Genomic DNA, 26,799 nt, shown 5'->3' on the forward strand with positions numbered 1-26,799 from the left:
AGGGTTTTACCGCCAGTATGCGGATCGCACGGCGTGTTTCACCGCTTCACTAACAGACGCTGCGGTAAAAATGTGGGAGGGGGCTTGCCCCCTCCCACATTTACATCTGCGGGGCTGTGGGAAAATGCTTCAGCGGTAGATATCTTCCCGCGTCCACGGCAGTTCGTGGCTGCCATCGGCGTGGGGTTTTACCGCCAGGATCTGGTGCAGGTTGATCCAGCCCCGCGCAAACGCGTAGGCGCAACCGGCCAGGTACAACCGCCAGATGCGCAACGCCTGCGCTGGAACCATCTTCGCCGCCGCTTCCAGGTTGTCTTCCAGGCGTTCGCTCCAGTGGTCCAGGGTGCGTGCGTAGTGCAGGCGCAGGCTTTCCACGTCGACCACTTCAAGCCCGGCTTCGCTGAGTTCGGCGGTCATCATCGCCAGGTGCGGCAGTTCGCCGTTGGGGAAAACGTAGCGCTCGATGAAATCCCCGGCGCCGCGGCCCACGGGGCGTCCGTCGGTGTGCTTGGCGGTGATGCCATGGTTCATCACCAGCCCGCCTTCGCGCACCGCGCCAAACAGGGTTTTGCAGTATTGCGCCAGGTTGGCGTGGCCGACGTGTTCGAACATACCCACGCTCACCACTTTGTCGAAACGACCGTCCTGGGGCAGATCACGGTAATCGAGCAGTTGCAGGTCCACCTGATCGTCCAGGCCCTCGGCTTTCACGCGTGCCTTGGCCAGGGCCAGTTGCTCCTTGCTCAGGGTGATGCCGAACACCTTTACCCCGAACTCCCGCGCCGCATACCGCGCCAGCCCGCCCCAACCACAGCCGACATCAAGCAAATACTCCCCCGGCTGCAAGCGCAACTTGCGGCACAGGTGGCGGAATTTGTCTTGTTGGGCCTGATCGATGGATTCGCTGCCGGTTTCGAAATAACCGCAGGAATACGCCATGTCCTGGTCGAGCCACAGCTGGTAGAACTCGTTGGACAGGTCGTAATGGTAGGAAATCGCCGCTGCGTCAGTGGCCTTGTCGTGGAACGAGCGCACCGGACGATTGCCCCCATCGTCATCGACCAGGGCGTGACTCAACTCGTCACACACCCGGATCACCTCGGAGATGGAGCCTTCCAGCTCCAGTTTGCCCTCGACGAAGGCTTCGCCCAATGAATCGAGCGTGGGATGGGAAAGCTTGGACACAATCGTGGGGTCCTTCACCACGATGGTCACACTGGGCTCAGGGCCCAAGTTGAATTCATGGCCGTCCCAGAGTCGAAGACGCAGCGGTAGCTGAAGATTCTGTAAGGCCGGTGGAAGTTGCGCGAGCATGAGTAGTCCCCCCTTGTTTCAGACGTCTGGAAAGAGGGTAGACCATCCGACGACCGGGTAGGAAGCTATCGATCTGATAACCTGCGCTTATGGAATCCGGCGTTCGAGCAAACCGTCCTGAACCCACTGTTTCAGCCATGAGACTGCTTGCAGGGGCGCACCCTCTCCATGACTGACCGCCAACCGTTCGCACAGTTCTGAAAAACACCAGCCGGTGCTCACCATGCCCGCCAGGGCGCAGGTTTGCGCGGGTTCCAGGCTGCGGTAGCGGCATATCTGCTGATCGCGCCACACCAGGCAGACCTGCGGCGCGTCCAGAGGCTGGCCGGCGTGCAAGGCCGATTTAGCCTTGGCGGCACGCCAGGTTTCGACGGTATTGAAGCGGCAAAATATCTGCTGAACGGTCGGCGCCAGGGTGACCTGCAAGCCCGGCCAGTCGGGCGGCGGCAGTCGCGCCATGTCGTCCAGGGTCAGCGGCGTGCCCGGCGGCGCATCGAACGCCAGGGTAAACGCCCACTCCAGCCGTGCCAGCTCGGCCAACGGCGCGCTTTGTTCAGCCACCAGGTGCTCCTGGATAAACCCCGCAAACCGCTCGCCCAGCCAGCGCAGGCTGTAATGGGCGGACGGATAGCGACGCACGTAGGCCTCAGTCAGCGAGGCGAATTCGTCATCGCCCAGCCAATACCAGAGGGCGCCGAAGTCCTGCCGTAATACGTCCTGCAAGCGCGACAGGTAGGCGTTGTGATAAATCGCCAGGCCGGTTTCCACATCCAGCGTAGGACCACCCAGCAAGGTGGCGGCAAAGCCAGTACCGGCCACGGGCGTTTCGGCTAATAAATGCTCTTCGAAGGCCCGTTGCCAATCCGTCAGGCGCATAGCGTTCTCCTGAGCAAGGCGCTCGCCCCCAGCGACCGGGCCTTGTCCAACTCGCTGAGCAAGTCTTCGAACGGCGGGAAATGGTCGTAGCGCTCGAGCAACGTCGAGACCGGGCCCAGGTGCTCCAGGGTCTGTTGATACAGCGCCCATACCGGATCACACACCGGGTGGTCATGGGTATCGACCACGTAATCGCCGTAGTCCATATGCCCCGCCAGATGCAGCTGGCGGATGCTCTGCGGCGGCAGGTTGTGAATGAACGTCCAGGCATCGAAGCCATGATTGCGCGAGCTGACGTACACATTGTTGACGTCCAGCAGCAACTGGCACCCGGTCAAGTGGGTCAGCGCGTTGAGGAATTCCCACTCGGTGAATTCATCCGCCTTGGCGCGCACATAGCTGGAGACGTTTTCCAGCACCAGCGGGCGCTGCAACACATCCTGTACCTGAAGCACGCGACTGGCCACGTGATACAAACTTTCTTCGGTGTACGGCAGGGGCAGCAAGTCATGCAATTGATGCGCGCTGCCGCGGCTCCAGCACAGGTGATCGGAGATCCACGCCGGCTGGATGCGTGCGGCGAGTTGCTGGAGTTGCTTGAGGTAATCGGTATCGAGCGGATGGGGCCCGCCGATGGACAGGGACACGCCGTGCATCACCAGCGGGTAGCGCTCGGCGATCGCGTCCAGGTAGTACAAGGCTTTACCGCCCTGCACCAGGTAATTCTCGGAGATCACTTCGAACCAATCCACGGCCGGCGACTGTTCAAGGATCTGCTGGTAGTACTCACTGCGTAGACCCAGGCCGTAACCCAGGCTCGGAAGGGATGTAGACATCAGGCACTCCTGGGCAAAAGTGTCCGCAGCGGTGACGGCGACCGCTGCGGGGTACGCGGGGCCGATTACGCGCCGACTTTGCCACCGGCCGCGTCGCACGCGGCCTTGGTCATGGCCTTGAAGCCATGACCCTTGCAGACCGCCTGGCCCTTGCAGGCGTTTTCAGCGGTCTTGCAGTCATTCATGCCTTTGCAGGAGGTTACGCCGTAGCAATGAACCGGAGCGTCGGCGGCCTGGACCTGGGTGGTGACACCGGCAAACAAGGCGGCGGCAGCGAAAGCCAGGGCAGCACCGGAAACGGCGTTTTTGATGGTCATGGGGTCATCCTCATAAATCGTGGTTAGGTCGGCTGAGCGGAATGCTCAGTCGCGACATAGCACTAGAGTGAGGTGCCCCCTTGCCGTTACAGCACCTTCGAAAAAAACCTGGGATTTATTCCTCCAGCTTCGACAGCGGCTCCTGAAACCGCAGCAACCGCCCGGCATTGCCCAGCACCAGCAAGGTGCTGAGGTTGTGCAACACCGCCGCGATCATTGCGCCCGCGGCGCCCAACCAGCCAAACGCAGCGAACACCACGATCGCCAGCGTCCAGCCCAAGCCGATGATCACATTGACCTGCAACGTCTGCCGGCACCGTCGGCTCAAGCGCACACAGGTGCCCAGGCGGCGCAAGTCGCTGCCAATCAACACCACATCCGCCGAGGCCAGCGCAATGTCCGCACCGCCCGCGCCCATGGCCACGCCGACCACGCCGGCTTTGAGCGCCAGGGAGTCGTTGATGCCGTCGCCCACCACCATCGGCCGGAAACCGCTGCTGATTTCGCCCAACACGCGGTTGAGCTTGTCTTCCGGCAATGCCTGGGCTTCGACATCGCTGATGCCCACGTCGAGGGCCAGGCTGTCGGCCACGCTTTGGCGGTCGCCGGTCAGCAGCAGTTGCCGCCCCAGGCCCAGGTCGCGCAGCTCTTGCAGGGCCTGGCGGGCTTCCGGTTTGACGCTGTCGGCCAGCAACAGCCAGGCGAGGAACGCACCGTTCAACGCCAGCCCGGCAATCGGGCCATCATGGTCGGGGACGCGGGTGGTGACGATGCCCAACTGCTCGAACAACTCCGGCCGGCCCAAGGCCGCTTCGCCCTGCGCGGTCTGGGCCACCACGCCGAGGCCTTGGCGTTCGCGGATGTCGGTGAGCACCAACAGCTGTTCCTGGCTCGCCAACCCGGCCAACGCACGGCTGACCGGGTGGCTGCTGGCCGAACCGAGGCTGGCCGCCAGGTTCAACAACCCTTGGCGGTCCGGCGCGGTGGTTTGGATGGACTGCAGACGCAGAGTGCCGAAGGTCAGGGTGCCGGTCTTGTCGACCACCAGCGAGGTCAAGTCCGCCAACTCTTCGAGGAACGCCGAGCTGCGGATCAGAATCCCATGCCGCGCCGCCACGGCAATCCCGGCAATCGCCGTGGCCGGGGCCGACAGCACTAGGGCGCACGGGCACGCCGCGACCAGCACCGCGAGCATCGCCTGGGCGTCATTGGTGACAAACCAGGTCACCGCCGCCAGCAACAGCACCAACACCATATAGCTGCCGGCGTAACGCTCCAGCAGCCGCGTGATCGGCGGCTTGGAGCGCTCGGCGTTCTGCATCAGGGCGATGACCTTGCCCAGGGTCGACTCGTTGCCGGTACGCGTCACTTCCAGGCGCAACAACCCGTCGAGGTTGATCGCACCGCCGAACACTTGCACGCCGACACTGGCTTCCAGCGGCACCGACTCGCCGGTGATCGGCGCCGTGTCGAGGCTGGCCTGGCCGGACAGCACCACACCATCGGCAGGCACGCGGTCGCCGGCGCGCACTTCGACGATGTCGCCGCTGTTCAGCGTGCCGTTGTCGACTTCGCGGATGCTGCCGTCCGCCTGCACCAGGCGTGCGTGGCTGCGGGTCAGTTTGCCGAGGGCGTGGATCGCTTCCTGGGAGCCGATCACGCTGCGCTCCTCCAGCACATGCCCGAAGATCATGATGATCGGCAGCAACGCGGCGGTCAGCAGATCGCCCGTGGCCCACGCGCCGAGCATCGCCAGGGCGATGAGTTGGTCGGTGATGCCATGCAGGCTGGGAAAACGCAGGCTGTACCAGGCCGAGCGCATCACCGGCACAGCCACCAGCAGCGAGGCCACGCCGAGCAGCAACTGGCTGACGCCGCTCTGGTCCGGCGCCAGCCAGCGCCACACCAGGCCCAGCACGAGCAAGCCGAGGGCGAGCATGGCCAGGGTCAATTGCCGGGCGGCGCTGCGCTGCTCGGCGGATGTCAGCATGGGTGCGCTCATTGTTCGGCTCCCTGAATGATCAAGCGGGAGTCGTCTTTGGGATCGACCGTGGTCACGGAACCGGCCTGGCCGAGAATCTTCGGCAAGCGCTCACGGTACAGGCGCAACAGCAAGCCGGGGTCTTTGACCTGGGCCAGGCTGGCGACGGTGGCGGTTTGCGCCTGCGCGTTGGCCAGGCGTTCGCTGGCCTGGGCGTGGGCGACTTGCACCAGGCGGTCAGCCTGTTGGTTGGCGGTCTGGGTGAGCTTTTCCGCGTCGGTGCGCGCATTCGCCACCGCTTTGTCGGCTTGCTGGCTGGCAGTGAGCACCGCATTGAAGGCATTCACCGCCGGGCTCGGCAGGCTCGATTGCACATCGACGCGGGTGACTTCGATGCCCACCCCCAAGCCGCTGGCGGTCAACTCCGCCAGGCGCTTGTTGATGCCTTGCACCAGGTCGCCGCGCAGCCGTTCACGGCGCTCGGCGGCGCCGTTGTCGCTGCTGATCAATTCGGGGCGCGCCACCAGGATGGTGTCCAGATCCCGCGCCGCCGTCAGGGCCACGGCGCTGCGCGTCACCAGGCGATCCAGCGCCGGCAGCACGTGCTCGCCCTGCAGCACAAACGCATAAGGTTCGGTGACTTTGTAGAACACCCGCACATCCAGCTGCACCACGCCGGCATCGCCGGTCAGCAGGTAGCCGGACCCGGCCAGAGCATCGCTCAACGGCGTGGCGAAGCTGGCCACGCGGTCGGCCTGCACCGCGGCATCGGAACGCAGCAGGTTGCCGACCCGCCGCTCGATCACCCGGTCTGCCGCCGGCAACAGCACGACTTGCTCGAACGGCTGCGGCCACGCCAGCAACAGTCCGGCATTCTGAACCCGATCGAGTGCGCCGAAGTGCAGCACCACGGCGCGATTCTGCGGGTCGATCTGCCGCACATTGGAAAACGCCCAGGCCAGGGCGGCCAACACCGTCACCGCGTACAGCGCCATGAACGTCAGGCGCCCGGCCTGAATCCACGGGCTGTCCGGGCTGTCACGCTCGATCATGGCTGGACGTCCTTCGGCCCGTCCACCAGCGCGCGGAACGGCGCGGCGTCGGTGCGCAGGATGATCTTGGTGCCCGGGGTGACCACGGTGCCCAGGGTATCCAGGGAACGCAGCAGGTTGTACAGCTGGGGATTGCCGGCGTAGGCGCGACCATAGATCTGCGCCGCTTCGACCCGCGATTGCGCTTCGATGTCGGCGGCTTTCACCGTGGCATCGGCCTGCACGATGCGCGCATCGCGCTCGGCGGCGGAACGGATCTGCGCCGCCTCACGCTTGCCCACGGCGGTGCGTTCGGTAGCGATGGTTTCGCGCTCGGCGCGCATGCGGTCGACGGTGGCGGTGAGCGTCACCGACGGCAAGGTCAGCCGCTCGATGCCCACCTGCGCCACACGCACGCCATAGGTGGTGAGCAATTGTTGATCGATCTGCTGGCGCAACTGCGCTTCGAAATCGCTGATGCGTACCTGGCTGGCGTCGGTATTGATCAGGCTGGACAGGTCGAAGCTGGCCGCCGTGGTTTCCAGCGCCGAACCGACAAACGTCCGAATCTGCCGCGCCGCTTCATCCGGCTGGTTCTGCACCGCGCGCATGAAGCGCTGCACATTGTCGGCATCGCCCTGCACCTGCCACGCCACATAAGCCTGCACGATGATGCGCAGGCCATCGCGGGTACCGACATCCTGCAAACCGCTGGAGGTGGTGCGCAGGCGCAGGTCCACCGGGATCGCCGCTTCGAACGGCGCCGGCCAGCGCCAGCCCAGGCCCGGTTCCAGCAGCACCCGCGACGGGTTGCCGAAACGGGTAATCACCGTGGCTTCGCCGGAGCGCACTTGCACCAGGCTGGCGGCCGCTACCGCAAACAACACCAGCAACACAGCCCAGGCCATGCGCCGCCAAGGGAATGGGCCGGCGGGCTGTTCGTCACCATGGTGGTGATGATGGTGGCCGTGGTGGTGGTGACCATGATCGTGAGAATGAGCGCTCAACAGACAGACTCCTTATTGAACGGCTTTACGCGGCACCGAAGGATCGGCCGGCAAGGTAAAAGAACGCAGATCGATCGTCGGCGCACTGTCGGCGCCCAGGCGATGATCCAGAATCAACAGCTTGGCGTGAGCCAGGCCCTGGGTCAGCTGGCCGAGGTACTGCTCCAGCACGAAGGCTTTGCCCGCGCTGGCGTAGGCTGTTTGTTCGGCGGCAAAACGCAGGTCCGCCGCCCGGGCCCCGGCATTGACCTCGCGCGCGGTGGCCTGGGCCTGGTCGCGGACGGTGCTGGCTTGCAGCAGGGCCTGGTTGGTTTGTTCGCTGGCGGCGCCGCGTTCGCGGGAGATCAGCGCCTGGGCGCCGATCTGCGCCGCTTGCACGCCGTGGTAGGCGTTGGCGGCACCGGACGGCGGGTGGATGGCTTCGACCACCGTGGCGAGAATCTCCACGCCGCTGTCGAGTGTATGCAGGTCCGCTTGCACGGCGCGGCCGATCTCGTCGGCCAGGCCGGTGCGTTGTTCGCCGAGCAATTCGTCGAGGGTACGCGAGGCAAAGTCATGCACGAGGATGCGGCTGGCAGTGCTGCGGATCAGGGTCGGCACATCCGCGCTGTTATAGGTGGCGGCCAGTGCGGCCTGGTCGGTCAGGCCGATACGGTAGACGAAGCGCACATCCATATTGACGATCTGGAAGCTCTGCTTGTCGCCACGGCTGCTGGCGATCACCTGGGACTTGTCATTCACATGGCTGGCGTCCCACAACCGGTTGGCGATCAGCGGTGCCGGGCCTTCGGCCGCCGCGAGTTCCGGGCTGGCGGTTTCGCTGACGCTGGTCGCCAGCTCATGCACCACGCCGTTTTCCACGTTCAGCACGCGGCCCAGCGGCCACGGCCACCCGGCATGCAGGCCAGGGCCGAAGACTTGCACCGGTTTGCCAAAGCGCTCATAGATCCCACGGCCTTGCAGGGGCACTTCATGCACCCCCGTCAGCGCCCAGCCGACGGCCAGTACCACCAGCAGCACCGGCAGGAATGCCCGACGCATGTAGGTAAACGCCCAGATCTGGCGCAGATCGATGCCGAAGCGGTTGTGCAATTCGTGCTGCAAGGCCTGCAGCGGTTGCGGCGGCCAGCGCAGCAGCCCGGCGACAAAACTCTGCGCCATCAGGCGTGGTTCGAGGCGCGGTTGGCGCGGGCTGAACAGTGACAGCGCGGCCCGTAACAGAAACTCCAGCGCGACCAGCGCCGGCAACAGCCCGACCAGTGTCGCCAGGCGCAGCGGCCACACCGACCCGGCACTGGCAAACAGCAGGCAAATCGCGCTGATCACCAGGCACGCAATCGCCACCCGGCTCAGTTGCGCCAACGGCGCGGCTTCCGGCCATTGCGCGGCGGTTTCCTGGGCCAGGCGCCGCTCGAACACCAGCAGGCCAAAGGCCAATGCCAAGGCCAGTGCAGCGCCGATACTTGCGCCTTGGCCGACCGCTGCCGCGGGCAAGCCCAGGTTCCAGAACTCGACAATGCTGACCAGCGCGAACAACGACCAACCGCCGAGCCACAACACCGGCGCGCCGATCTGGGCCAGCAACCCTCTGCCGAAACGCCCTACCAGGCGCGCCTGCCAGCCAGCGGGTTCACTCTCTGCTTCGAGTAACTCAGGTGCCGACGCTTCCAGCGCCTGGGCACGCCAATCGGCCACCCACCACGCCGACTGCAACCCCGCCACCAGCACCAGCAACGCAGACGCACAATTGATCAACACCACCGGCCAGATCGACAACGGGGCGAACAGCGCGACGAACAACGCCAGCACCCAGCCGCTGATAGCCACCGCAGTCAGGCTGATACCGGCCTGCCTCAATCGACGGGCATGGAACAGCCCTTGCTGAAAACGCGGCAGTCCTTCAACCGAAGCGCCGTCAGCTTCTAGATCCACTTGCATCCACTCATGCCCGTTCACACATAATTCGTTACGATATAACACATGGCGTGAAATTTTTGTTCGTTAAACACCGTATTCACCTGCAACACAGACCCACTGTGGGAGCGGGCTTGCTCCCGATGGCGGAGGGTCAGGTAATACATGGGTTGGCGGGGCCGCCGCCATCGCGAGCAAGCCCCCTCCCACATTTGTTCTGCATCGCGCTCCGGAACGTGACTACCCCCCCATAAACACGTGCCATCACTGGTGCAGGCCACGATTAGTCGGCACACTTCAGGCCAGTTTTTCGCGGGCTTACGGACAAGGAAACGTCACTCCCATGATTTCGATCTATCAGCTCAAACCGCGTTTTCAAAACCTGCTGCGCCCCCTCGTGCAGCGCCTCTACGACAACGGCACCACCGCCAACCAGATCACTGTGCTGGCCGGGGTCATCTCCCTGCTGGTCGGCCTGCTGATCGCCGGCTTCGCCCAACACCTCTGGCTGTTTGCGCTGATCCCGCTGTGGATGATCCTGCGCATGGCCCTCAATGCCATCGACGGCATGCTCGCCCGCGAATTCGGCCAGCAGTCGCGCCTGGGCGCCTACCTCAATGAACTGTGCGACGTGATCGCCGACAGCGCGCTGATCCTGCCCTTTGCGTTGATCCCCGGCGTCAGTCTGGCGCCGGTGCTGCTGGTGACCTTGCTGGCAGTGTTCAGCGAATACGCCGGGGTGCTCGGGCCGATGGTGGGCGCGTCGCGGCGCTACGACGGGCCGATGGGCAAGAGTGATCGGGCCTTCGTCCTCGGCGTGCTGGCCAGCGGCGTGGCGCTGGGCTGGCTCGGTGCCGGCTGGGTCGACACGGTGATGTGGCTGGTCGCCGCCCTGCTCGCCTACACCGTGGTCAACCGGGTGCGCCAGGGCCTCAAAGAAGAACAACACATTTCCCCTTCTGCATAAGGATTTTGCGATGCGCGAACAGCGAGAACACACCTTCAGTACCCATGATGGCGTCGAGCTTTTCTACCGGCACTGGCCCGCCACCGCCCCGGCAGGCGGCGAGCCGCGCAAGGCGATCCTGCTGTTCCATCGCGGCCATGAGCATTCGGGGCGCATTGCCCATCTGGTCGATGAACTGAACCTGCCCCATTTCGACTTCTTCGCCTGGGACGCCCGTGGCCACGGCCAATCCCCCGGCGAGCGCGGCGACAGCCCCAGCTTCGCCACCAGCGCCCGCGACGTGCAGACGTTCTGCGAACATATCGGCGCCACTTACGGCGTCGAGGCGGAAAATCTTGCAGTCATCGCCCAAAGCGTCGGCGCGGTGATCGCAGCCACCTGGGTCCACGACTACGCACCGAAAATCCGCGCCCTGGTGCTCGCCTCCCCGGCGTTCAAAGTCAAACTCTACGTGCCCTTCGCCCGGCTGGGCCTGGCGCTGATGCGCAGGTTTCGCGGCAACTTTTTCGTCAACAGTTACGTCAAGGCCAAGTTCCTCAGCCACGACCCGGAGCGCGTCGCGTCCTACGACAGCGACCCGCTGATCACCAAGGCGATTTCGGTGAATGTGCTGCTCGGGCTGTATGAAGCGGCCGACCGGGTTGTCGCCGATGCCCAGGCGATCCAGGTGCCGACCCAACTGCTGATCTCCGGCTCCGACTTCGTGGTCCACCGCAAACCCCAACAACAGTTCTTCGACCGCCTTGGCAGCCTGAAAAAAGAGCTGCATATCCTCCCCGGCTTCTTCCACGACACCCTCGGCGAGCGCGACCGTGCGGTGGCCGTGAGCAGCGCCCGGCGTTTTATTCTGCAGAACTTCACGCACCCGCTGGACCGCGCCTCGCTGCTCGATGCCGACAAACTGGGCGCCACCTGTGCCGAATCCGAAGCCCTCGCCGCGCCGCTGCCGCGCAATTCCCTGCGCGACCTGTACTGGCGCCTGACCCGCGCCAGCATGGGCCTGGGCAAGAACCTGTCGGACGGCGTCAAGCTGGGCTTCGACACCGGTTTCGACTCCGGTAGCACCCTGGACTACGTGTACCGCAACACGCCCACCGGCAAAGGCGCGCTGGGGCGGATGATCGACACCAATTACCTCAACTCCATCGGCTGGCGCGGCATTCGCCAGCGCAAGCTGAACGTCGAAGAGCTGCTGCGCCTGGCCATGGCCACGCTGCGCACCGATGATCGCGAAGTGCGTATCGTCGATATCGCCGCCGGCCACGGTCGCTACATTCTCGAAGCCTTGCAGGGCGTTTCGCCGCTGCCGGAATCGATCCTGCTGCGCGACTACAGCGACATCAACGTGCGCGACGGTGGCGCGTTGATCCGCGAGAAAGGCCTGGGCGAGATTGCGCAGTTCGTCAAAGCCGATGCGTTCGACCGCGCGGACCTGGCAGCGCTGGCGCCCAAGCCGACGCTGGCGGTGGTCTCCGGGTTATATGAACTGTTTGCCGACAACGCCATGGTCGGCGGTTCGCTGGCGGGCCTGGCCGAAGCCGTGGAGCCCGGCGGTTATCTGGTCTACACCGGCCAGCCATGGCACCCGCAGTTGGAACTGATCGCCCGCGCATTGACCAGCCATCGCCAGGGCCAGGCCTGGGTGATGCGCCGGCGCAGTCAGGCGGAAATGGATCAACTGGTGCAAGCCGCCGGTTTCCGCAAGATCACCCAGCGGGTGGATGAGTGGGGCATCTTTACCGTATCCCTGGCACAGAAGATCTGAACATGCGCGAACCCGGCCTGTTAAAGCCCGCGTTCCTGTGGCTGTTGCTGTTGGCCCCGCTGTTTTTCAGCACCTACGGCTTTGCCACATGGGTCACCAGCCAGCGCAGCGACGTCGGCACACTGGTGTTCGATTGGGAAACCCACATGCCGTTCTGGGCCTGGACCATCGTGCCCTACTGGACCATCGACCTGCTCTACGGTTTCTCCCTGCTGCTGCCCAACAGCCGCCATGAACTGAAGCAACATGCGCTGCGCCTGCTGAGTGCGCAGCTCATCGCCGTGAGTTGCTTCCTGATCTGGCCGCTGCGCTTCACCTTCGAACGGCCGGAGCTGGATGGCGTGTTCGGCTGGCTGTTTGCCGTGCTGGCCGGTTTCGACAAACCGTTCAACCAGGCGCCGTCGCTGCATATCGCGCTGCTGGTGATCCTGTGGATCATGTACCAACGCCACACCCAGGGCGCCTGGCGCTGGCTGGTGCATGGCTGGTTCGGGTTGATTGGGGTTTCAGTGCTGACCACTTATCAACACCACTTTATCGACTTACCCACAGGTGCCCTGGCGGGTTGGCTGTGCGTGTGGCTGTGGCCGCTGGAACATCCGAGCCCGCTGCTGAATGCGCGGCTGACCCGTGATTCTACGCGCTGGCGCCTGGGGCTGCGCTACGGCCTGGGCGCGCTGGGGCTGTTCATCCTCGCGCTGACTTACGGCGGGTGGTGGCTATGGCTGCTGTGGCCGGCGCTGTCCCTGGGGCTGATCATGGCGAATTACGTCGTCCTCGGCGCGCCAGGTTTCCAGAAGCGTGCCGACGGTCGACTGACCCCTGCGGCGCGCTGGCTGTATGCGCCATATCTGGCAGCGGCGTGGCTCAATTCACGGCTGTGGACGCGCACGCATCCACAGCCCGACCTGATTGTGGATAACGTCTCGCTCGGTCGGCTTCCTACCGTGCGCGAGCAAGGTTCATTCAAGGCCATCGTCGATCTGTGCGCGGAATTGCCGATTAATCCACAGGGCCGTGCCTATCAATGCGTTCCCGTCCTCGACCTGATCGCGCCGACCCCCGCCGAATGCCTGCAAGCCGCGCAAGCCATCGAACGCCTGCGCGCCAGCGGCCCGGTGCTGGTGTGCTGCGCCCTTGGCTATTCGCGCAGCGCCACCGCTGTGGCGGCCTGGCTGCTGCACAGCGGGCGCGCCGCCACGGTGGATCAGGCACTGGCTATTATTCGTACAGCGCGGACCGAGGTGGTCCTGCATCCCGCTCATCGCCATGCTTTGGAGGCCTTGCCCCATGCCTGCTGATATGGAACTCCAGGTCGTCGCCAGCCTGCTGCGCCGCGGCCGCTCACTGGATCAGTTATCCACAGGCCTGACGCTGCTGGGCGTGTTGTTCGGCCTGGCGCAACTGCTGATGGCCAGCATCGCGCCGATCTGCCTGCTGCTCAGCCTGTGGATGATTATCCTCGGCCTGCTGCAGAAGTACTGGGCGCTGCGCGTGGCCTTCGATGCCGACCTGTTCGCCCTGCTCGCCCATAACACCGAACGCACCCCGGACCTCGACCAGGCCCTGCAAACCCTCGGCCTGCAGTCGCCCAAACGCGCCGGCCGACCCTGGACCGAACGCCGTCGCGGCGCCCTCAAACTGCTGCGCAAGCAAGCCTGGCTACTGGGCGCTCAAGTGCTGTTGACCCTGGGCGTGATTCTCGCCAGCCCTTGGCTACCTTTCGCCGGATAAGGAATTCCCATGTTCGAACCCGTGGTCGCCACCCTGATTACCTCGATGGCCCGTACCGTCACCGGCGCCCGCAGCCTGTGGCTGGGCTGCGCGCCGGTGCCGGTGCAACGCATCTACTTCGCCAACCACAGCAGCCACGGCGACTTCGTGTTGCTGTGGGCATCGCTGCCGCAGAACCTGCGCAAATTCACGCGCCCGGTGGCCGGCAGCGACTACTGGAACAAAAGTGCGCTGCGCCGCTACATCATCCACCGCGTGTTCAACGGCGTGTTGATCGACCGCGAGCGCAAAGACCCTGTGGATAACCCCTTGCAGCCCATGCTCGCCGCACTGGAAGGCGGCGACTCGCTGATCATCTTTCCCGAAGGCACGCGCAATCTGGAAGACGGCTTGCTGCCGTTTAAAAGCGGCCTGTATCACCTGGCAAAAAGTTACCCACAGGCCGAATTGATCCCCGTGTGGATTGCCAACCTCAACCGCGTCATGCCCAAGGGCCGCGTCCTGCCGCTGCCTCTGCTGTGTACCACCAGCTTCGGCGCGCCACTGCAATTGGAAGAAGGCGAAGACAAAGCCGCCTTCCTTGCCCGCACCCGCGATGCCCTGCTCGCCCTCGCCCCGGAGCATTCCTGAGATGGATAGCCAAACCCTGATGCTGTTCGGCGGGATCGGCGCGATCCTGGTACTCGCCTCGCTGATCGGCCTGATCCTCAAGCTGCGCACCCGTGGCACGCCGAATGCGGTGATCGACAACCTCAACGCCCGCATCAACGCCTGGTGGGTGATGGTGGTGATGATCGGCATCGCCTTCTGGCTCGGCACCGGCGCGGTGATCGTGCTGTTCTATGCCGTGTCGTTCTATGCCCTGCGTGAATTCCTCACCCTCACCCCGACCCGGCGCAGCGACTACCCGGCGCTGGTGGCCGCGTTCTACCTGGCGCTGCCGCTGCAATACCTGCTGATCTACGCCGACTGGTACGGGCTGTTCTCGATCTTCATCCCGGTGTACGTGTTCCTGCTGCTGCCGATCCTCGCCTCCCTCGGCGGCGACAGCACACACTTCCTGGAGCGCGCCTCGAAGGTGCAATGGGGCTTGATGATCGCAGTGTTCTGCGTGTCCTTCGTGCCCGCCCTGCTCACCCTCGACATCCCCGGCTATGAAGGCCGCAACCTGCTGCTGATCGCCTACCTGGTGATCGTGGTGCAACTGTCGGACGTGTTGCAGTACGTGTGCGGCAAGCTGTTCGGCAAACACAAGATTGCGCCCAACCTGTCGCCGTCGAAAACCGTCGAAGGCTTTGTCGGCGGCATCCTGCTCTCCTCGCTGATCGGCGCGGCGCTGTGGTGGACCACGCCGTTCAACCCGTGGCAGTCATTCCTGATTGCGCTGCTGATCAACTTGCTGGGGTTTGCCGGCGGCATTGTGATGTCAGCGATCAAACGCGACCGTGGCGTGAAGGACTGGGGGCATATGATCGAGGGGCACGGCGGAATGCTCGATCGGCTGGATTCGGTGTGCTTTGCGGCGCCGATTTTCTTCCACCTTGTGCGCTACTGGTGGACCTGACCGACACCGCCCTCAAGCCCGACGAAGATCAACATGTGAGGGCGGGTTTGCTCCCGCACGCTCGGCATTGAGGTGACGTATCGACCTCATCTTTTGTCGCAAAGACGCGTGTAAGATACGCCGCATGTTGGCGCTGATGCCGAGTTGACCCAGTTGCCGAGATTTCACTGACCTAGTCTGACTCCTCGTGAATCATTGTCTGTGCTGGATTTTTACAGGTTTGGAGATGGGGCAGTCTTGCGTCGGCAACCGGGTCAACCCAGGGGCAGCGCCAATACCCAGGCGTTACCTTGGCGGCAGTAGTGGGCCGTCTTGTCAGCGAGGAAATTATCGACCACAGGGCCTCCTCTGCCCTTGCTCCCTGTCGGCCCGATCGATTTTTCCAAGAGTAGGTGGCCTGATCGCGGATCGGCGCTCTTATTCTTCAAGTATCAGCCTAGTGCGGCAGCAACATGAGTCGAACAATATTGAATCTGCTCCAACTCAAGAGACCGATATGATCCGACCAGCCAAGGCAAACGATGACCCCGAGATCAGAGAGTGTGCCGAACAGGCCTATGCTCGTTATGTTCCAGTGATCGGGCGAAAACCCGCTCCGATGGTCGCAGATTTCAACCCCATGGCGTTCAAAGCCCAGGTCGCCCAGAAAGCGCAATGCGGCAAGGTGTGATTGCCGGACGCTTACCGCCGATAAGCGGAAAGCCCAAAAATAGTGGTTGCGCGGCCATTTTCGGTTAATATTTTCTGAGTGTTTGGCTCACATTTTAAGAAAATCTTGGCACGGTTAAGAAAATCTAGCCAACGACAGGGGAAAGAATGGGAAATCTAGTGGGTTACGCCCATTTGATCAATGCGATGGAGCTGAAGGCTATCAGGGTAAAGAAGCCTGCACTCGTTCAACCCGTCACCCGCATTGAGCAGATCAACGGCGCGCTCGCAGTTCCGCAGGCGGTTGCACCAGAGGCTGGTGATTTTCTCGCCCACATTATCTTTGCGCTCAAACATGAGGGCGTCAACCTCTCTATTTTGGCGCAGGCTTTGCCTCGCATTGAAGGTCGACTCCTTGTAGAGGCCATAACCCAATCTCCCAGCAGCGGCTATCTGCGCAAAGTCTGCTTTCTCTGGGAAGCCTATTCCGACCGTTCACTGGACTATACGGACAAGCCTCGGGGGCCCGGCGTCCTGCTTTTTGATCCAGAGCGGTACATCACGGGCCCATCGGTGCGAAACAACCGCTGGCGCGTGGACTTCAATGGGCTAGGGACACTCCAATATTGCGCGACTGTAGAACGTACGCCTGAGGTCCAGGCCCTGCTTGAATACGACATTTTAGGGCGTTCGAAAGAGTTTATTGCTTCCTTGCCTAAGGAAATGATGGATCGCGCCATCAACTGGGCGTACCTGAGCGAAACAGATTCCTCATTTGCGATTGAAAAGGAAGCACCGAGCCAGCAGAAGTCAGAGCGTTTTGTTCAGTTGCTGCGCCAGGCACATGACCGCCAGCCGCTTACCGAAGACTACTTGGTCTCTCTGCAAAACAATGCGATTTCCCAACCGCTTGAATGGGCGGGGGCCTTCCGGCATGAACAAAACCATCTGACCAACTCCTTTCGAGGAGCGGCGGGGGTCACCTATATCCCCCCTCCTCCAGAGCTTTGCCGGGATCTGATGTTCGAACTCATGGCCTTCGCAAACCGTGCACCCTTGGAGCTTGACCCGCTGGTGGCCGCTGGCATTGCCTCGTTCGGGTTCGTCTTCTTGCATCCCTTTATGGATGGTAATGGCCGACTGTCGCGCTTCTTGATACACCAGGCATTGTGCTGCAGCGGTGCGCTGGAGAATGGTTTGTTACTTCCGGTCTCCGTGGCCATGAAACGAGAAGAGCAACGCTATCTTGAAGCTCTGCAGAGCTTCTCGAAACCTGCGCGGCAATTCTGGGACGTTCGTTGGATCGATGCCGACAACATGTCGCTTAACTTCACCGGCGACCCAAGCCTATATCGCTACTGGGATGCGACTGAGTGTGTGGCCTTCACGCTGGAAATGGCCAAGCGGGCATTGGAAGTCGAACTGAGGGAAGAAACCGAGTATTTGCAACGATACGACACGTTGCTCAAGGTGGTTAATGACAACTACGACGTGCGCGGCAGCCTCTTGAGTAAGCTGATTATGCAGTGCTTAGACCAGAATGGGGTCGTATCAAAGGGCCGGCGCAAGCAATACAACGGGTATATCCAAGAAGAGGTTTTCGACTTCCTCGAAGGTCACGCCCAGGCCCTTCTGGCAGAAGCCTACGCAGAGCCTGACGGCCAATAGTCCAGCGACCGTGGCGGTTGAATGGCCGGTGGCATATCCCTTGCCATGCCCATCTCAAAGTGTCCCCACAGGATTTCCTACCCAACACGTTAGCGGATGGTGTAAACAAGATGGATCGGAACGTTCGTAACCCTCAGAGGCTTTCGCAGAGTGCTTTCAGCAAGGTGCTAGCGATAGCGTAATTCAAATTCGAATTGGAGCTCTGCGTTTGTGGTGGGTGTCCTCGTGGAGACGCACAGTAAGCGTCCGCCAAACACACCTTACGCAATTGGCCGGCTGGGAACATCTTGAATCGTCAACCAAGGCGAATAATCAACGCCTTCGCCTCGGCCTCTCCCCTCTTTGAGGAACCTCTCGATTTTCGATTCGTCGATCTCGTATCTGCGACGCGACATCACTGGCCCTCAGAGCTTGCCGTGTCCTGAAGGGGTTTGACGTCCAGACCTGGACGTCGTGTCACGTACAAACTTTATTCCAAAGCAACAACCAGGCCTTCCGGCGCCAGCCGTATTACTCCACCGTCACCGACTTCGCCAGGTTGCGCGGCTGGTCAACGTCGGTGCCCTTGAGCACGGCGACGTAGTACGACAGCAATTGCAGCGGGATGGTGTAGAGGATCGGCGACAGGGTGTCGTGGATGTGCGGCATGTTGATGACGTGGGTGCCTTCGCCATTGACCATGCCGGCTTTCTCGTCGGCGAAGACGATCAGTTGGCCGCCGCGGGCGCGCACTTCCTGCAGGTTGGACTTGAGCTTCTCCAGCAGTTCGTTGTTCGGCGCGACGGTGACCACCGGCATGTCGTCATCCACCAGGGCCAATGGGCCGTGTTTCAGTTCGCCGGCCGGGTAGGCTTCGGCGTGGATGTACGAAATTTCCTTGAGCTTCAGAGAGCCTTCCATCGCCACCGGGTATTGCGCGCCACGGCCGAGGAACAGGGTGTGGTTCTTGTCGGCGAACAGCTCGGCGACTTTTTCTACGGTGCTGTCCATCGCCAGCGCTTCGCCGAGGCGGGTCGGCAGGCGGCGCAGTTCTTCCACCAGGGTGGCTTCGACGCCGGGGGCCAGGGTGCCGCGTACTTGGCCCAGGGACAGGGTCAGCAGCAGCAGGCCGACCAGTTGGGTGGTGAAGGCTTTGGTGGAGGCCACGCCGATTTCGCGACCGGCCTGGGTCAGCAGGGTCAGGTCGGACTCACGCACCAGGGAGCTGATGCTGACGTTGCAGATCGCCAGGCTGGCGAGGAAGCCCAGCTCTTTGGCGTTACGCAGGGCGGCCAGGGTGTCGGCGGTTTCGCCGGACTGCGAGATGGTCACGAACAGGCTGTCGGGCTGCACCACCACCTTGCGGTAGCGGAATTCGCTGGCGACTTCGACCTGGCACGGGATGCCGGCCAGTTCTTCCAGCCAGTAACGCGCAACCATCCCGGCGTGGTAGCTGGTGCCGCAGGCCACGATCTGGACATTGCGCACCTTGGCGAACAGCGCGGCGGCTTGCGGGCCGAAGGCGTTGACCAGCACTTGCTTGTCGCCAAGGCGACCTTCCAGGGTGCGTTGCACCACGGCCGGTTGCTCGTGGATTTCCTTGAGCATGAAGTGGCGGAACGCGCCCTTGTCGGCCGCTTCGGCGCCGTCGCGGTATTGCACGGCTTCGCGCTCGACGGAATTGCCGTTTACGTCCCAGATCGCCACGCTGTCACGGCGGATGTCGGCAATATCGCCTTCTTCCAGGTACATGAAGCGGTCGGTGACCTGGCGCAGGGCCAGTTGGTCGGAGGCGAGGAAGTTTTCCCCCAGGCCCAGGCCGATCACCAGCGGGCTGCCACTGCGCGCGGCAACCACGCGGTCGGGTTGGCTCGCGCAGATCACGGCCAGGCCGTAGGCGCCGTGCAGTTCCTTGACTGTGGCCTTGAGGGCGGCGGTCAGGTCGCTGTGGTCCTTGAGTTTGTGGTCGAGCAGGTGGGCGATGACTTCGGTGTCGGTGTCCGAGGTGAACACGTAACCCAGGCTCTTCAACTGTTCACGCAGCACTTCGTGGTTTTCGATGATGCCGTTGTGTACCACGGCCACGTCGCCGGAGAAGTGCGGGTGGGCGTTACGTTCGCACGGCGCACCGTGGGTGGCCCAACGGGTGTGGGCGATGCCCAGGCGACCGACCAGCGGTTCGCCGGCCAGGGCCTGGTCCAACTCGCTGACCTTGCCCGGACGACGCAGGCGCTCCAGCTTGCCGGCGTTGGTGAAGACCGCCACACCGGCGCTGTCATAGCCGCGGTATTCCAGGCGTTTGAGGCCTTCGATCAGGATGGGGGTGATGTTACGTTCAGCGACTGCGCCAACAATGCCACACATGGTGTTTCTCCTAGATGATTGCCGCGCATATCAGCGTAATGCCGCGGGCTTGGATCTGGTCGCGGGCCTCATGCGGCAGGCGATCATCGGTAATCAGGGTATGGACGCTGCTCCAGGGCAGTTCCAGGTTGGGAATCTTGCGGCCGATCTTGTCGGATTCGACCATCACCACCACTTCACGGGCGACCTCGGCCATCACGCGGCTCAGGCCCAGCAGTTCGTTGAACGTGGTGGTGCCGCGTTGCAGATCGATGCCGTCGGCGCCGATGAACAGTTGATCAAAGTCGTAGGAACGTAGCACCTGCTCGGCAACCTGGCCCTGGAACGAGTCCGAATGCGGGTCCCAGGTGCCGCCGGTCATCAGCAGCACCGGCTCGTGTTCCAGTTCGCTCAAGGCACGGGCCACATGCAGGGAGTTGGTCATCACCACCAGGCCGGGCTGGTGGCCCAGTTCGGGGATCATGGCGGCGGTGGTGCTGCCGCTGTCGATGATGATGCGTGCGTGTTCGCGCAGGCGCATCACGGCGGCACGCGCGATGGCGCGCTTGTAGACCGAGATCGGCTGGGCAGGGTCGCCGACGAGTTCCTGGGGCATGGTGATCGCGCCACCGTAACGGCGTAGCAGCAGGCCGTTGCTTTCGAGGGCAGCCAGGTCCTTGCGGATGGTGACTTCCGAGGTTTCGAAACGCTTGGCCAATTCATCCACGCTGACTTCGCCCAGTTGATTGAGCAAGGTCAGGATGTTGTGGCGTCGTTGGGGTGTATTTCGTTTCGACATGATGAATTTATGTTTCGTTTCGAAAGATAACGAAGGCAATAAAAACCTATTGGCGAAAGATCGTCAAGCAGCATGCCGCAAATTTTTGAAACTGGCGAAGGGCTAATGTGGGAGGGGGCTTGCCCCCGATAGCAGTGCGTCAGTCATTAAGTGCTTTGACTGGACCGTCGCCATCGGGGGCAAGCCCCCTCCCACATTGGCTATTTGTTGCTGATAAGACTGTGGATAACTCAGCTCTTTTTGATTTTGACCGGGCGTTTCCAACCGTCGATGTTGCGCTGACGGGCGCGGGCTACGGCAAGCTGGGACTTATCCACATCCTGATTGATGGTTGAACCCGCTGCGGTGTTTGAGCCATCACCGATGGTTACAGGTGCAACCAGCGAGTTATTGGAGCCGATGAAGACATCTTCACCAATCGTCGTCTGATACTTGTTGGCACCATCGTAATTGCAGGTGATGGTGCCGGCGCCGACGTTGGTCCGCGCGCCGATCACCGCATCGCCCAGGTACGTCAGGTGGCCGGCCTTGGCGCCTTCGCCCAGATGGGCGTTTTTCAGTTCGACAAAGTTACCCACATGGGCCTTGGCTTCCAACACGCTGCCGGGACGCAGGCGCGCAAATGGGCCGGCATCGCTGCCCTCGCCCATCACCGCACCGTCGAGATGGCTGTTGGCCTTGATCACCACGCCCTTGCGCAGGGTGCTGTCCTTGATCACGCAGTTCGGCCCGATCACCACGTCGTCTTCGATGATCACACGACCTTCAAGAATCACGTTGATGTCGATCAGCACATCCCGGCCCACGGTGACTTCACCGCGCACATCGAAGCGCGCCGGGTCGCGCAGGGTCACGCCCTGGGCCATCAGGCGGCGGCCTTCGCGCAGTTGGTAGTGACGCTCCAGTTCGGCGAGTTGCTTGCGGTCGTTGGCGCCCTGCACTTCCATCGGGTCGTGGGGCTGTTCGGTGGCGACCAGCAAGCCATCGTTGACGGCCATTTCGATCACGTCGGTCAGGTAGTACTCGCCCTGGGCGTTGTTGTTGGACAAACGGCTCATCCAGTCCGCCAGGCGATTGGCCGGCACTGCGAGAATCCCGGTGTTGCCTTCGGTGATGGCGCGTTGGGCGTCGCTGGCGTCCTTGTGCTCGACGATAGCGGCGACCTTGCCGTCGGCGTTGCGCACGATGCGGCCGTAGCCGGTAGGGTCATCCAGTTCGACGGTGAGCAGGCCCATCTGGCCGGGCACGACGTGCTTGAGCAGGCGCTGCAGGGTTTCCACTTCGATCAGGGGCACGTCGCCGTAGAGGATCAGCACCGTGTCGGCTTTGATGAACGGCACGGCTTGGGCGGTAGCGTGGCCGGTGCCCAGTTGCTTGTCTTGCAATACGAAATTCAGGTCATCCGCGGCCAGGCGTTCACGCACCACATCGGCACCGTGGCCGATGACGACGTGGATGCGTTGCGGGGCCAGTTGCCGGGCGCTGTGGATAACATGGCCAAGCATGGAGTTACCGGCCACCGGGTGCAGCACTTTGGGCAAGGCCGACCGCATGCGGGTGCCCTGGCCAGCGGCGAGAATGACGATTTCTAGAGACATGAATGGCTACCAATCCTGGGCGGTCCGGCTTCAGACCAGAGAAGTGTTTTGCAAAAAAAGAAAAAGGGTAGCCGAGGCTACCCTTTTTAATCAATCACGCATGAGGCGTAACGGCTTAGCCGCCAAACTTCTTGCGGATCTGCTGGACGGTACGCAGCTGAGCTGCGGCCTCGGCCAGACGAGCGGCAGCAGAACCGTAGTCGAAATCTGCGCCTTTTTCGTTCAGGGCCTTCTCGGCGGCCTTGACGGCTGCCTGAGCGGAGGCTTCATCCAGGTCAGCAGCACGTTGCACGGTGTCGGCAAGTACCTTGACCATGTTCGGCTGAACCTCGAGGTAACCACCAGAGATGTAAAACACCTCCCGGTCCCCGCCTTGCTTGGTCAGAGTGATCGGACCTGGCTTCAAACTGGTGATCAACGGCGCGTGGCCCATGGCAATACCCAGGTCACCGAGTTCGCCGTGTGCAATCACCATTTCTACCAGACCGGAGAAGATTTGCCCTTCCGCGCTGACGATATCGCAATGGACTGTCATAGCCATCTGATTGCCTCAACCTGATGAGCGCCCGTTGCCGGGCGCCGGGATTACAGTTTCTTGGCTTTCTCGATCGCTTCTTCGATGCCGCCGACCATGTAGAACGCTTGTTCTGGCAGGTGGTCGTAGTCACCGTTGAGGATGCCTTTGAAGCCAGCAATGGTGTCTTTCAGGGAAACGTATTTACCCGAGGCACCGGTGAAGACTTCAGCCACGAAGAACGGCTGCGACAAGAAACGCTGGATCTTACGAGCGCGGGATACCAACTGCTTGTCGGTTTCCGACAGCTCGTCCATACCCAGGATCGCAATGATGTCCTTCAGTTCTTTGTAACGCTGCAGCACGTACTGAACGCCGCGAGCGGTGTCGTAGTGCTCCTGGCCGATCACGTTCGGGTCCAGCTGGCGCGAAGTCGAGTCGAGTGGATCGACCGCTGGGTAGATACCCAGGGAAGCGATGTCACGGGACAGAACGACGGTGGCGTCCAAGTGGGCGAAGGTGGTCGCTGGCGACGGGTCGGTCAAGTCATCCGCAGGTACGTATACCGCTTGGATCGAAGTGATCGAACCTTCCTTGGTCGAAGTGATACGTTCTTGCAGAACGCCCATCTCTTCAGCCAGGGTCGGCTGGTAACCTACTGCCGAAGGCATACGGCCCAGCAGTGCGGATACTTCAGTACCGGCCAGGGTGTAACGATAGATGTTGTCGACGAACAGCAGAACGTCGTTACCTTCGTCACGGAACTTCTCGGCCATGGTCAGGCCGGTCAGTGCTACGCGCAGACGGTTTCCCGGCGGCTCGTTCATCTGACCGTAAACCAGTGCCACTTTGTCCAGAACGTTGGAGTCCTTCATCTCGTGGTAGAAGTCGTTACCCTCACGAGTACGCTCACCCACACCGGCGAACACGGAATAACCGCTGTGCTCGATGGCGATGTTACGGATCAGTTCCATCATGTTTACGGTCTTGCCTACACCGGCACCACCGAACAGACCGACTTTACCGCCCTTGGCGAACGGGCAAACCAGGTCGATAACCTTGATGCCGGTTTCCAGCAGGTCGTTGCCGCCAGCTTGTTCCGCGAACGAAGGTGCTGGACGGTGAATGCCCCAGCGCTCTTCGGTGTCGATCGGGCCAGCTTCGTCAATCGGGTTACCCAGAACGTCCATGATCCGGCCCAGGGTCGCTTTACCGACCGGTACGGAGATGGCAGCGCCAGTGTCCAGAACACCCAGACCGCGCTTCAAGCCCTCGGTGGAACCCATTGCAATGGTACGAACCACGCCGTCGCCCAGCTGCTGCTGAACTTCCAGAGTGGTGCCTGCATCGCTTTGTACTTTCAAAGCGTTGTAGATGCTCGGTACGCTGTCGCGTGGAAATTCCACGTCGATAACGGCGCCGATGATTTGAACGATACGTCCGCTACTCATAGCTGGATCCTCTGAATATTTGAACCGTTAAACCGCGGCAGCGCCGCCGACGATTTCCGAGATCTCTTGGGTGATCGCAGCCTGACGCGCCTTGTTGTAGATCAGCTGCAAATCGCTGATCAGATCACCGGCGTTATCGGTAGCGTTTTTCATCGCGATCATCCGCGCCGCTTGTTCAGCTGCGTTGTTCTCGACCACCGCCTGGTACACCTGCGACTCCACGTAGCGCACCATCAAGCCGTCAAGCAGCTCTTTGGCGTCTGGTTCGTAGAGGTAGTCCCAGTGGTGCTTGAGTTCCTGATCCGGAGTCGCCACCAGTGGAATCAATTGCTCCACGGTAGGCTGCTGGGTCATGGTGTTGATGAACTTGTTGGATACCACGGACAGGCGGTCAATCCGGCCTTCCAGGTACGCATCCAGCATCACCTTCACACTGCCGATCAAATCATTGATCGACGGCTCTTCACCCAGGTGGCTGATAGCTGCAACGACGTTACCGCCGAAGTTGCGGAAAAAGGCCGCACCCTTGCTACCAACTACACACAGATCGATCTCGACGCCGTTTTCGCGGTTTACCGCCATGTCCTTGACCAGGGCCTTGAACAGGTTGGTATTCAAACCACCGCACAAACCACGGTCACTGCTCACTACCACATAACCCACACGCTTAACTTCGCGGTCGATCATGAACGGGTGGCGGTATTCCGGGTTGGCGTTGGCCAGATGCCCAATTACCTGGCGGATACGCTCCGCATAAGGACGGCTAGCCGACATACGCATTTGTGCCTTGCGCATTTTGCTGACCGCCACTTTTTCCATGGCGCTGGTAATTTTTTGCGTGCTTTTGATGCTCGCAATCTTACTGCGAATCTCTTTTGCGCCTGCCATGTAACACCTATCAGGTTAGCAAGCGGGAGCCTTGCGGCTCCCGCTGCGGCTTACCAGGTTTGGGTGGCCTTGAACTTCTCGATACCGGCTTTCATGCCAGCGTCGATATCGTCATTGAAGTCACCCTTCACGTTGATCTTCGCCATCAATTCGGCGTGATCGCGGTTGAAGTAAGCAATCAGCGCTTGTTCAAAGCTGCCGACCTTGGCGATTTCAACGTCGGTCAGGAACCCACGCTCAGCGGCATACAGCGACAACGCCATGTCAGCGATCGACATCGGGGCGTATTGCTTCTGCTTCATCAGCTCGGTAACGCGCTGACCATGCTCAAGTTGCTTACGGGTCGCTTCGTCCAGGTCAGAAGCGAACTGGGCGAATGCCGCCAGTTCACGGTACTGAGCCAGAGCGGTACGGATACCACCGGAGAGCTTCTTGATGATCTTGGTCTGAGCGGCACCACCCACACGGGATACCGAAACACCGGCGTTCACTGCAGGGCGGATGCCCGAGTTGAACATGGCCGATTCCAGGAAGATCTGACCGTCGGTGATGGAAATCACGTTGGTCGGAACGAACGCGGAAACGTCGCCAGCCTGGGTTTCGATGATCGGCAGTGCGGTCAGGGAACCGGTTTTGCCGGTCACTGCGCCGTTGGTGAACTTCTCTACGTATTCTTCCGAAACGCGGGATGCGCGCTCCAGCAGACGGGAGTGGAGATAGAACACGTCGCCTGGGTAGGCTTCACGGCCTGGTGGACGGCGCAGCAGCAGGGAAATCTGGCGGTAAGCCACTGCTTGCTTGGACAGATCGTCATAAACGATCAGCGCGTCTTCACCGCGGTCGCGGAAGAATTCACCCATGGTGCAACCGGAGTACGGTGCCAGGAATTGCAGCGCAGGAGATTCCGAAGCACTGGCAGCCACGATGATCGTGTTGGCCAGGGCGCCGTTTTCTTCCAGCTTGCGAACCACGTTGGCGATGGTCGATTGTTTCTGACCGATGGCTACGTAGACGCAGAAAATGCCGCTGTTCTTCTGGTTGATGATCGCGTCGATCGCCAGAGCGGTTTTACCGATCTGACGGTCACCGATGATCAGCTCACGCTGGCCACGGCCGACTGGGATCATGGCATCGACAGCCTTGTAGCCAGTCTGTACAGGCTGGTCTACCGACTTACGCCAGATCACGCCTGGAGCAACTTTCTCGACCGCATCGGTCTCGGTGTTGTTCAGCGGACCTTTGCCGTCAACTGGGTTACCCAGTGCGTCGACTACGCGACCCAGCAGTTCCTTACCAACCGGAACCTCCAGGATGCGGCCGGTGCACTTGGCGCTCATGCCTTCAGCCAGACTGGTGTACGCGCCCAATACAACGGCACCTACGGAGTCTTGCTCCAGGTTGAGGGCCATACCGTAGACGCCGCCCGGAAACTCGATCATCTCGCCGTACATGACGTCGGCCAGACCGTGAATCCGCACGATGCCGTCAGATACGCTGACGACAGTGCCTTCGTTACGGGCTTGGGAGGTCACATCGAGCTTGTCGATGCGGCCCTTGATAATTTCACTTATTTCGGAAGGATTGAGTTGCTGCATTGCTCTGCTG

At 61.9% G+C, this 26,799-nt stretch carries 23 protein-coding genes and 1 pseudogene; 9 read left to right on the forward strand and 15 right to left on the reverse strand.

Going from position 1 to position 26,799, the window contains the following annotated elements:
• Positions 1 to 129 precede the first annotated feature (129 nt).
• The 8 genes from cfaB to hflK (INT12_RS06570) form a co-directional block, all read right to left on the reverse strand.
• Positions 130 to 1,314 carry a C17 cyclopropane fatty acid synthase CfaB gene (gene cfaB / locus INT12_RS06535; RefSeq protein ID WP_026140407.1) on the reverse strand — a complete coding sequence of 395 codons (1,185 nt, stop codon included), beginning with the start codon at positions 1,312 to 1,314 and terminating at the stop codon, positions 130 to 132.
• An 87-nt stretch (positions 1,315 to 1,401) separates the two neighbouring features.
• Positions 1,402 to 2,190, reverse strand: coding sequence for a DNA-binding domain-containing protein (locus tag INT12_RS06540; protein WP_046484311.1), 789 nt, complete (start codon positions 2,188 to 2,190; stop codon positions 1,402 to 1,404).
• A complete protein-coding gene (locus tag INT12_RS06545) occupies positions 2,181 to 3,026 on the reverse strand; it encodes a DUF692 domain-containing protein (RefSeq protein ID WP_193058793.1) in 846 nt (281 codons plus the stop codon). The genes INT12_RS06540 and INT12_RS06545 overlap by 10 nt, the downstream gene beginning before the upstream one ends.
• 65 nt (positions 3,027 to 3,091) lie before the next feature.
• Positions 3,092 to 3,343, reverse strand: coding sequence for a membrane protein (locus tag INT12_RS06550; RefSeq protein ID WP_017850057.1), 252 nt, complete (start codon positions 3,341 to 3,343; stop codon positions 3,092 to 3,094).
• A 115-nt stretch (positions 3,344 to 3,458) separates the two neighbouring features.
• Positions 3,459 to 5,345, reverse strand: a complete 1,887-nt coding sequence (locus INT12_RS06555) for a cation-translocating P-type ATPase (RefSeq protein ID WP_026140408.1) — start codon at positions 5,343 to 5,345, stop codon at positions 3,459 to 3,461.
• Positions 5,342 to 6,376 carry a protease modulator HflK gene (gene hflK / locus INT12_RS06560; RefSeq protein WP_017850059.1) on the reverse strand — a complete coding sequence of 345 codons (1,035 nt, stop codon included), beginning with the start codon at positions 6,374 to 6,376 and terminating at the stop codon, positions 5,342 to 5,344. The genes INT12_RS06555 and hflK (INT12_RS06560) overlap by 4 nt, the downstream gene beginning before the upstream one ends.
• Positions 6,373 to 7,362, reverse strand: a complete 990-nt coding sequence (hflC, locus tag INT12_RS06565; RefSeq protein WP_017850060.1) for a protease modulator HflC — start codon at positions 7,360 to 7,362, stop codon at positions 6,373 to 6,375. Before hflC ends, hflK (INT12_RS06560) begins: the two co-directional genes overlap by 4 nt.
• Before the next feature lie 12 nt (positions 7,363 to 7,374).
• Positions 7,375 to 9,300: a protease modulator HflK gene (hflK, locus tag INT12_RS06570; protein WP_193058794.1), complete on the reverse strand. Its 1,926-nt coding sequence runs from the start codon at positions 9,298 to 9,300 to the stop codon at positions 7,375 to 7,377.
• Positions 9,301 to 9,619: 319 nt separating this feature from the next.
• On the opposite strand from hflK (INT12_RS06570), the gene INT12_RS06575 reads away from it, so the two are divergent.
• The 9 genes and pseudogenes from INT12_RS06575 to INT12_RS06610 all read left to right on the forward strand — a co-directional run bounded on the left by INT12_RS06575 (position 9,620) and on the right by INT12_RS06610 (position 17,622).
• Positions 9,620 to 10,243: a CDP-alcohol phosphatidyltransferase family protein gene (locus tag INT12_RS06575; RefSeq protein WP_046381592.1), complete on the forward strand. Its 624-nt coding sequence runs from the start codon at positions 9,620 to 9,622 to the stop codon at positions 10,241 to 10,243.
• Positions 10,244 to 10,253: 10 nt separating this feature from the next.
• The gene (locus INT12_RS06580) at positions 10,254 to 12,008 is read left to right on the forward strand and encodes a bifunctional alpha/beta hydrolase/class I SAM-dependent methyltransferase (RefSeq protein WP_193040103.1); all 1,755 of its coding nucleotides are present in this window, start codon (positions 10,254 to 10,256) and stop codon (positions 12,006 to 12,008) included.
• A gap of 2 nt (positions 12,009 to 12,010) precedes the next feature.
• Positions 12,011 to 13,309 carry a phosphatase PAP2/dual specificity phosphatase family protein gene (locus INT12_RS06585; RefSeq protein WP_017850064.1) on the forward strand — a complete coding sequence of 433 codons (1,299 nt, stop codon included), beginning with the start codon at positions 12,011 to 12,013 and terminating at the stop codon, positions 13,307 to 13,309.
• Positions 13,299 to 13,742 carry a hypothetical protein gene (locus INT12_RS06590; protein ID WP_193040104.1) on the forward strand — a complete coding sequence of 148 codons (444 nt, stop codon included), beginning with the start codon at positions 13,299 to 13,301 and terminating at the stop codon, positions 13,740 to 13,742. The genes INT12_RS06585 and INT12_RS06590 overlap by 11 nt, the downstream gene beginning before the upstream one ends.
• A gap of 9 nt (positions 13,743 to 13,751) precedes the next feature.
• A complete protein-coding gene (locus tag INT12_RS06595; protein WP_046484323.1) occupies positions 13,752 to 14,372 on the forward strand; it encodes a lysophospholipid acyltransferase family protein in 621 nt (206 codons plus the stop codon).
• Between the two features lies 1 nt (position 14,373).
• Positions 14,374 to 15,306, forward strand: a complete 933-nt coding sequence (locus tag INT12_RS06600) for a phosphatidate cytidylyltransferase (protein WP_017850067.1) — start codon at positions 14,374 to 14,376, stop codon at positions 15,304 to 15,306.
• A gap of 275 nt (positions 15,307 to 15,581) precedes the next feature.
• Positions 15,582 to 15,698: pseudogene (locus tag INT12_RS31155) on the forward strand (FAD-binding oxidoreductase); the annotation flags it as partial.
• Positions 15,699 to 15,802: 104 nt separating this feature from the next.
• The gene (locus tag INT12_RS06605; RefSeq protein ID WP_017850069.1) at positions 15,803 to 15,976 is read left to right on the forward strand and encodes a hypothetical protein; all 174 of its coding nucleotides are present in this window, start codon (positions 15,803 to 15,805) and stop codon (positions 15,974 to 15,976) included.
• Positions 15,977 to 16,122: 146 nt separating this feature from the next.
• A complete protein-coding gene (locus INT12_RS06610) occupies positions 16,123 to 17,622 on the forward strand; it encodes a Fic family protein (protein WP_193040105.1) in 1,500 nt (499 codons plus the stop codon).
• A 510-nt stretch (positions 17,623 to 18,132) separates the two neighbouring features.
• Here INT12_RS06610 and glmS read toward each other — a convergent pair.
• The 7 genes from glmS to atpA form a co-directional block, all read right to left on the reverse strand.
• Positions 18,133 to 19,965, reverse strand: a complete 1,833-nt coding sequence (gene glmS, locus INT12_RS06615) for a glutamine--fructose-6-phosphate transaminase (isomerizing) (RefSeq protein ID WP_017848927.1) — start codon at positions 19,963 to 19,965, stop codon at positions 18,133 to 18,135.
• Positions 19,966 to 19,975: 10 nt separating this feature from the next.
• Positions 19,976 to 20,746 carry a DeoR/GlpR family DNA-binding transcription regulator gene (locus INT12_RS06620; protein ID WP_169885952.1) on the reverse strand — a complete coding sequence of 257 codons (771 nt, stop codon included), beginning with the start codon at positions 20,744 to 20,746 and terminating at the stop codon, positions 19,976 to 19,978.
• Between the two features lie 227 nt (positions 20,747 to 20,973).
• Positions 20,974 to 22,341, reverse strand: a complete 1,368-nt coding sequence (gene glmU / locus INT12_RS06625; protein ID WP_046484441.1) for a bifunctional UDP-N-acetylglucosamine diphosphorylase/glucosamine-1-phosphate N-acetyltransferase GlmU — start codon at positions 22,339 to 22,341, stop codon at positions 20,974 to 20,976.
• A 115-nt stretch (positions 22,342 to 22,456) separates the two neighbouring features.
• The gene (locus tag INT12_RS06630; RefSeq protein ID WP_017848931.1) at positions 22,457 to 22,882 is read right to left on the reverse strand and encodes a F0F1 ATP synthase subunit epsilon; all 426 of its coding nucleotides are present in this window, start codon (positions 22,880 to 22,882) and stop codon (positions 22,457 to 22,459) included.
• A gap of 44 nt (positions 22,883 to 22,926) precedes the next feature.
• On the reverse strand, positions 22,927 to 24,306 hold the full coding sequence (gene atpD, locus INT12_RS06635) for a F0F1 ATP synthase subunit beta (RefSeq protein WP_010565871.1): 1,380 nt from the start codon (positions 24,304 to 24,306) through the stop codon (positions 22,927 to 22,929).
• 27 nt (positions 24,307 to 24,333) lie between these two features.
• Complete coding sequence (gene atpG, locus INT12_RS06640) at positions 24,334 to 25,194, reverse strand: F0F1 ATP synthase subunit gamma (protein ID WP_017848932.1); 861 nt, start codon at positions 25,192 to 25,194, stop codon at positions 24,334 to 24,336.
• Positions 25,195 to 25,244: 50 nt separating this feature from the next.
• Positions 25,245 to 26,789, reverse strand: coding sequence for a F0F1 ATP synthase subunit alpha (gene atpA / locus INT12_RS06645; protein WP_017848933.1), 1,545 nt, complete (start codon positions 26,787 to 26,789; stop codon positions 25,245 to 25,247).
• Positions 26,790 to 26,799: the final 10 nt, after the last annotated feature.

This window comes from Pseudomonas sp. K8, from assembly GCF_014889455.1.
Lineage (GTDB): Bacteria > Pseudomonadota > Gammaproteobacteria > Pseudomonadales > Pseudomonadaceae > Aquipseudomonas > Aquipseudomonas veronii.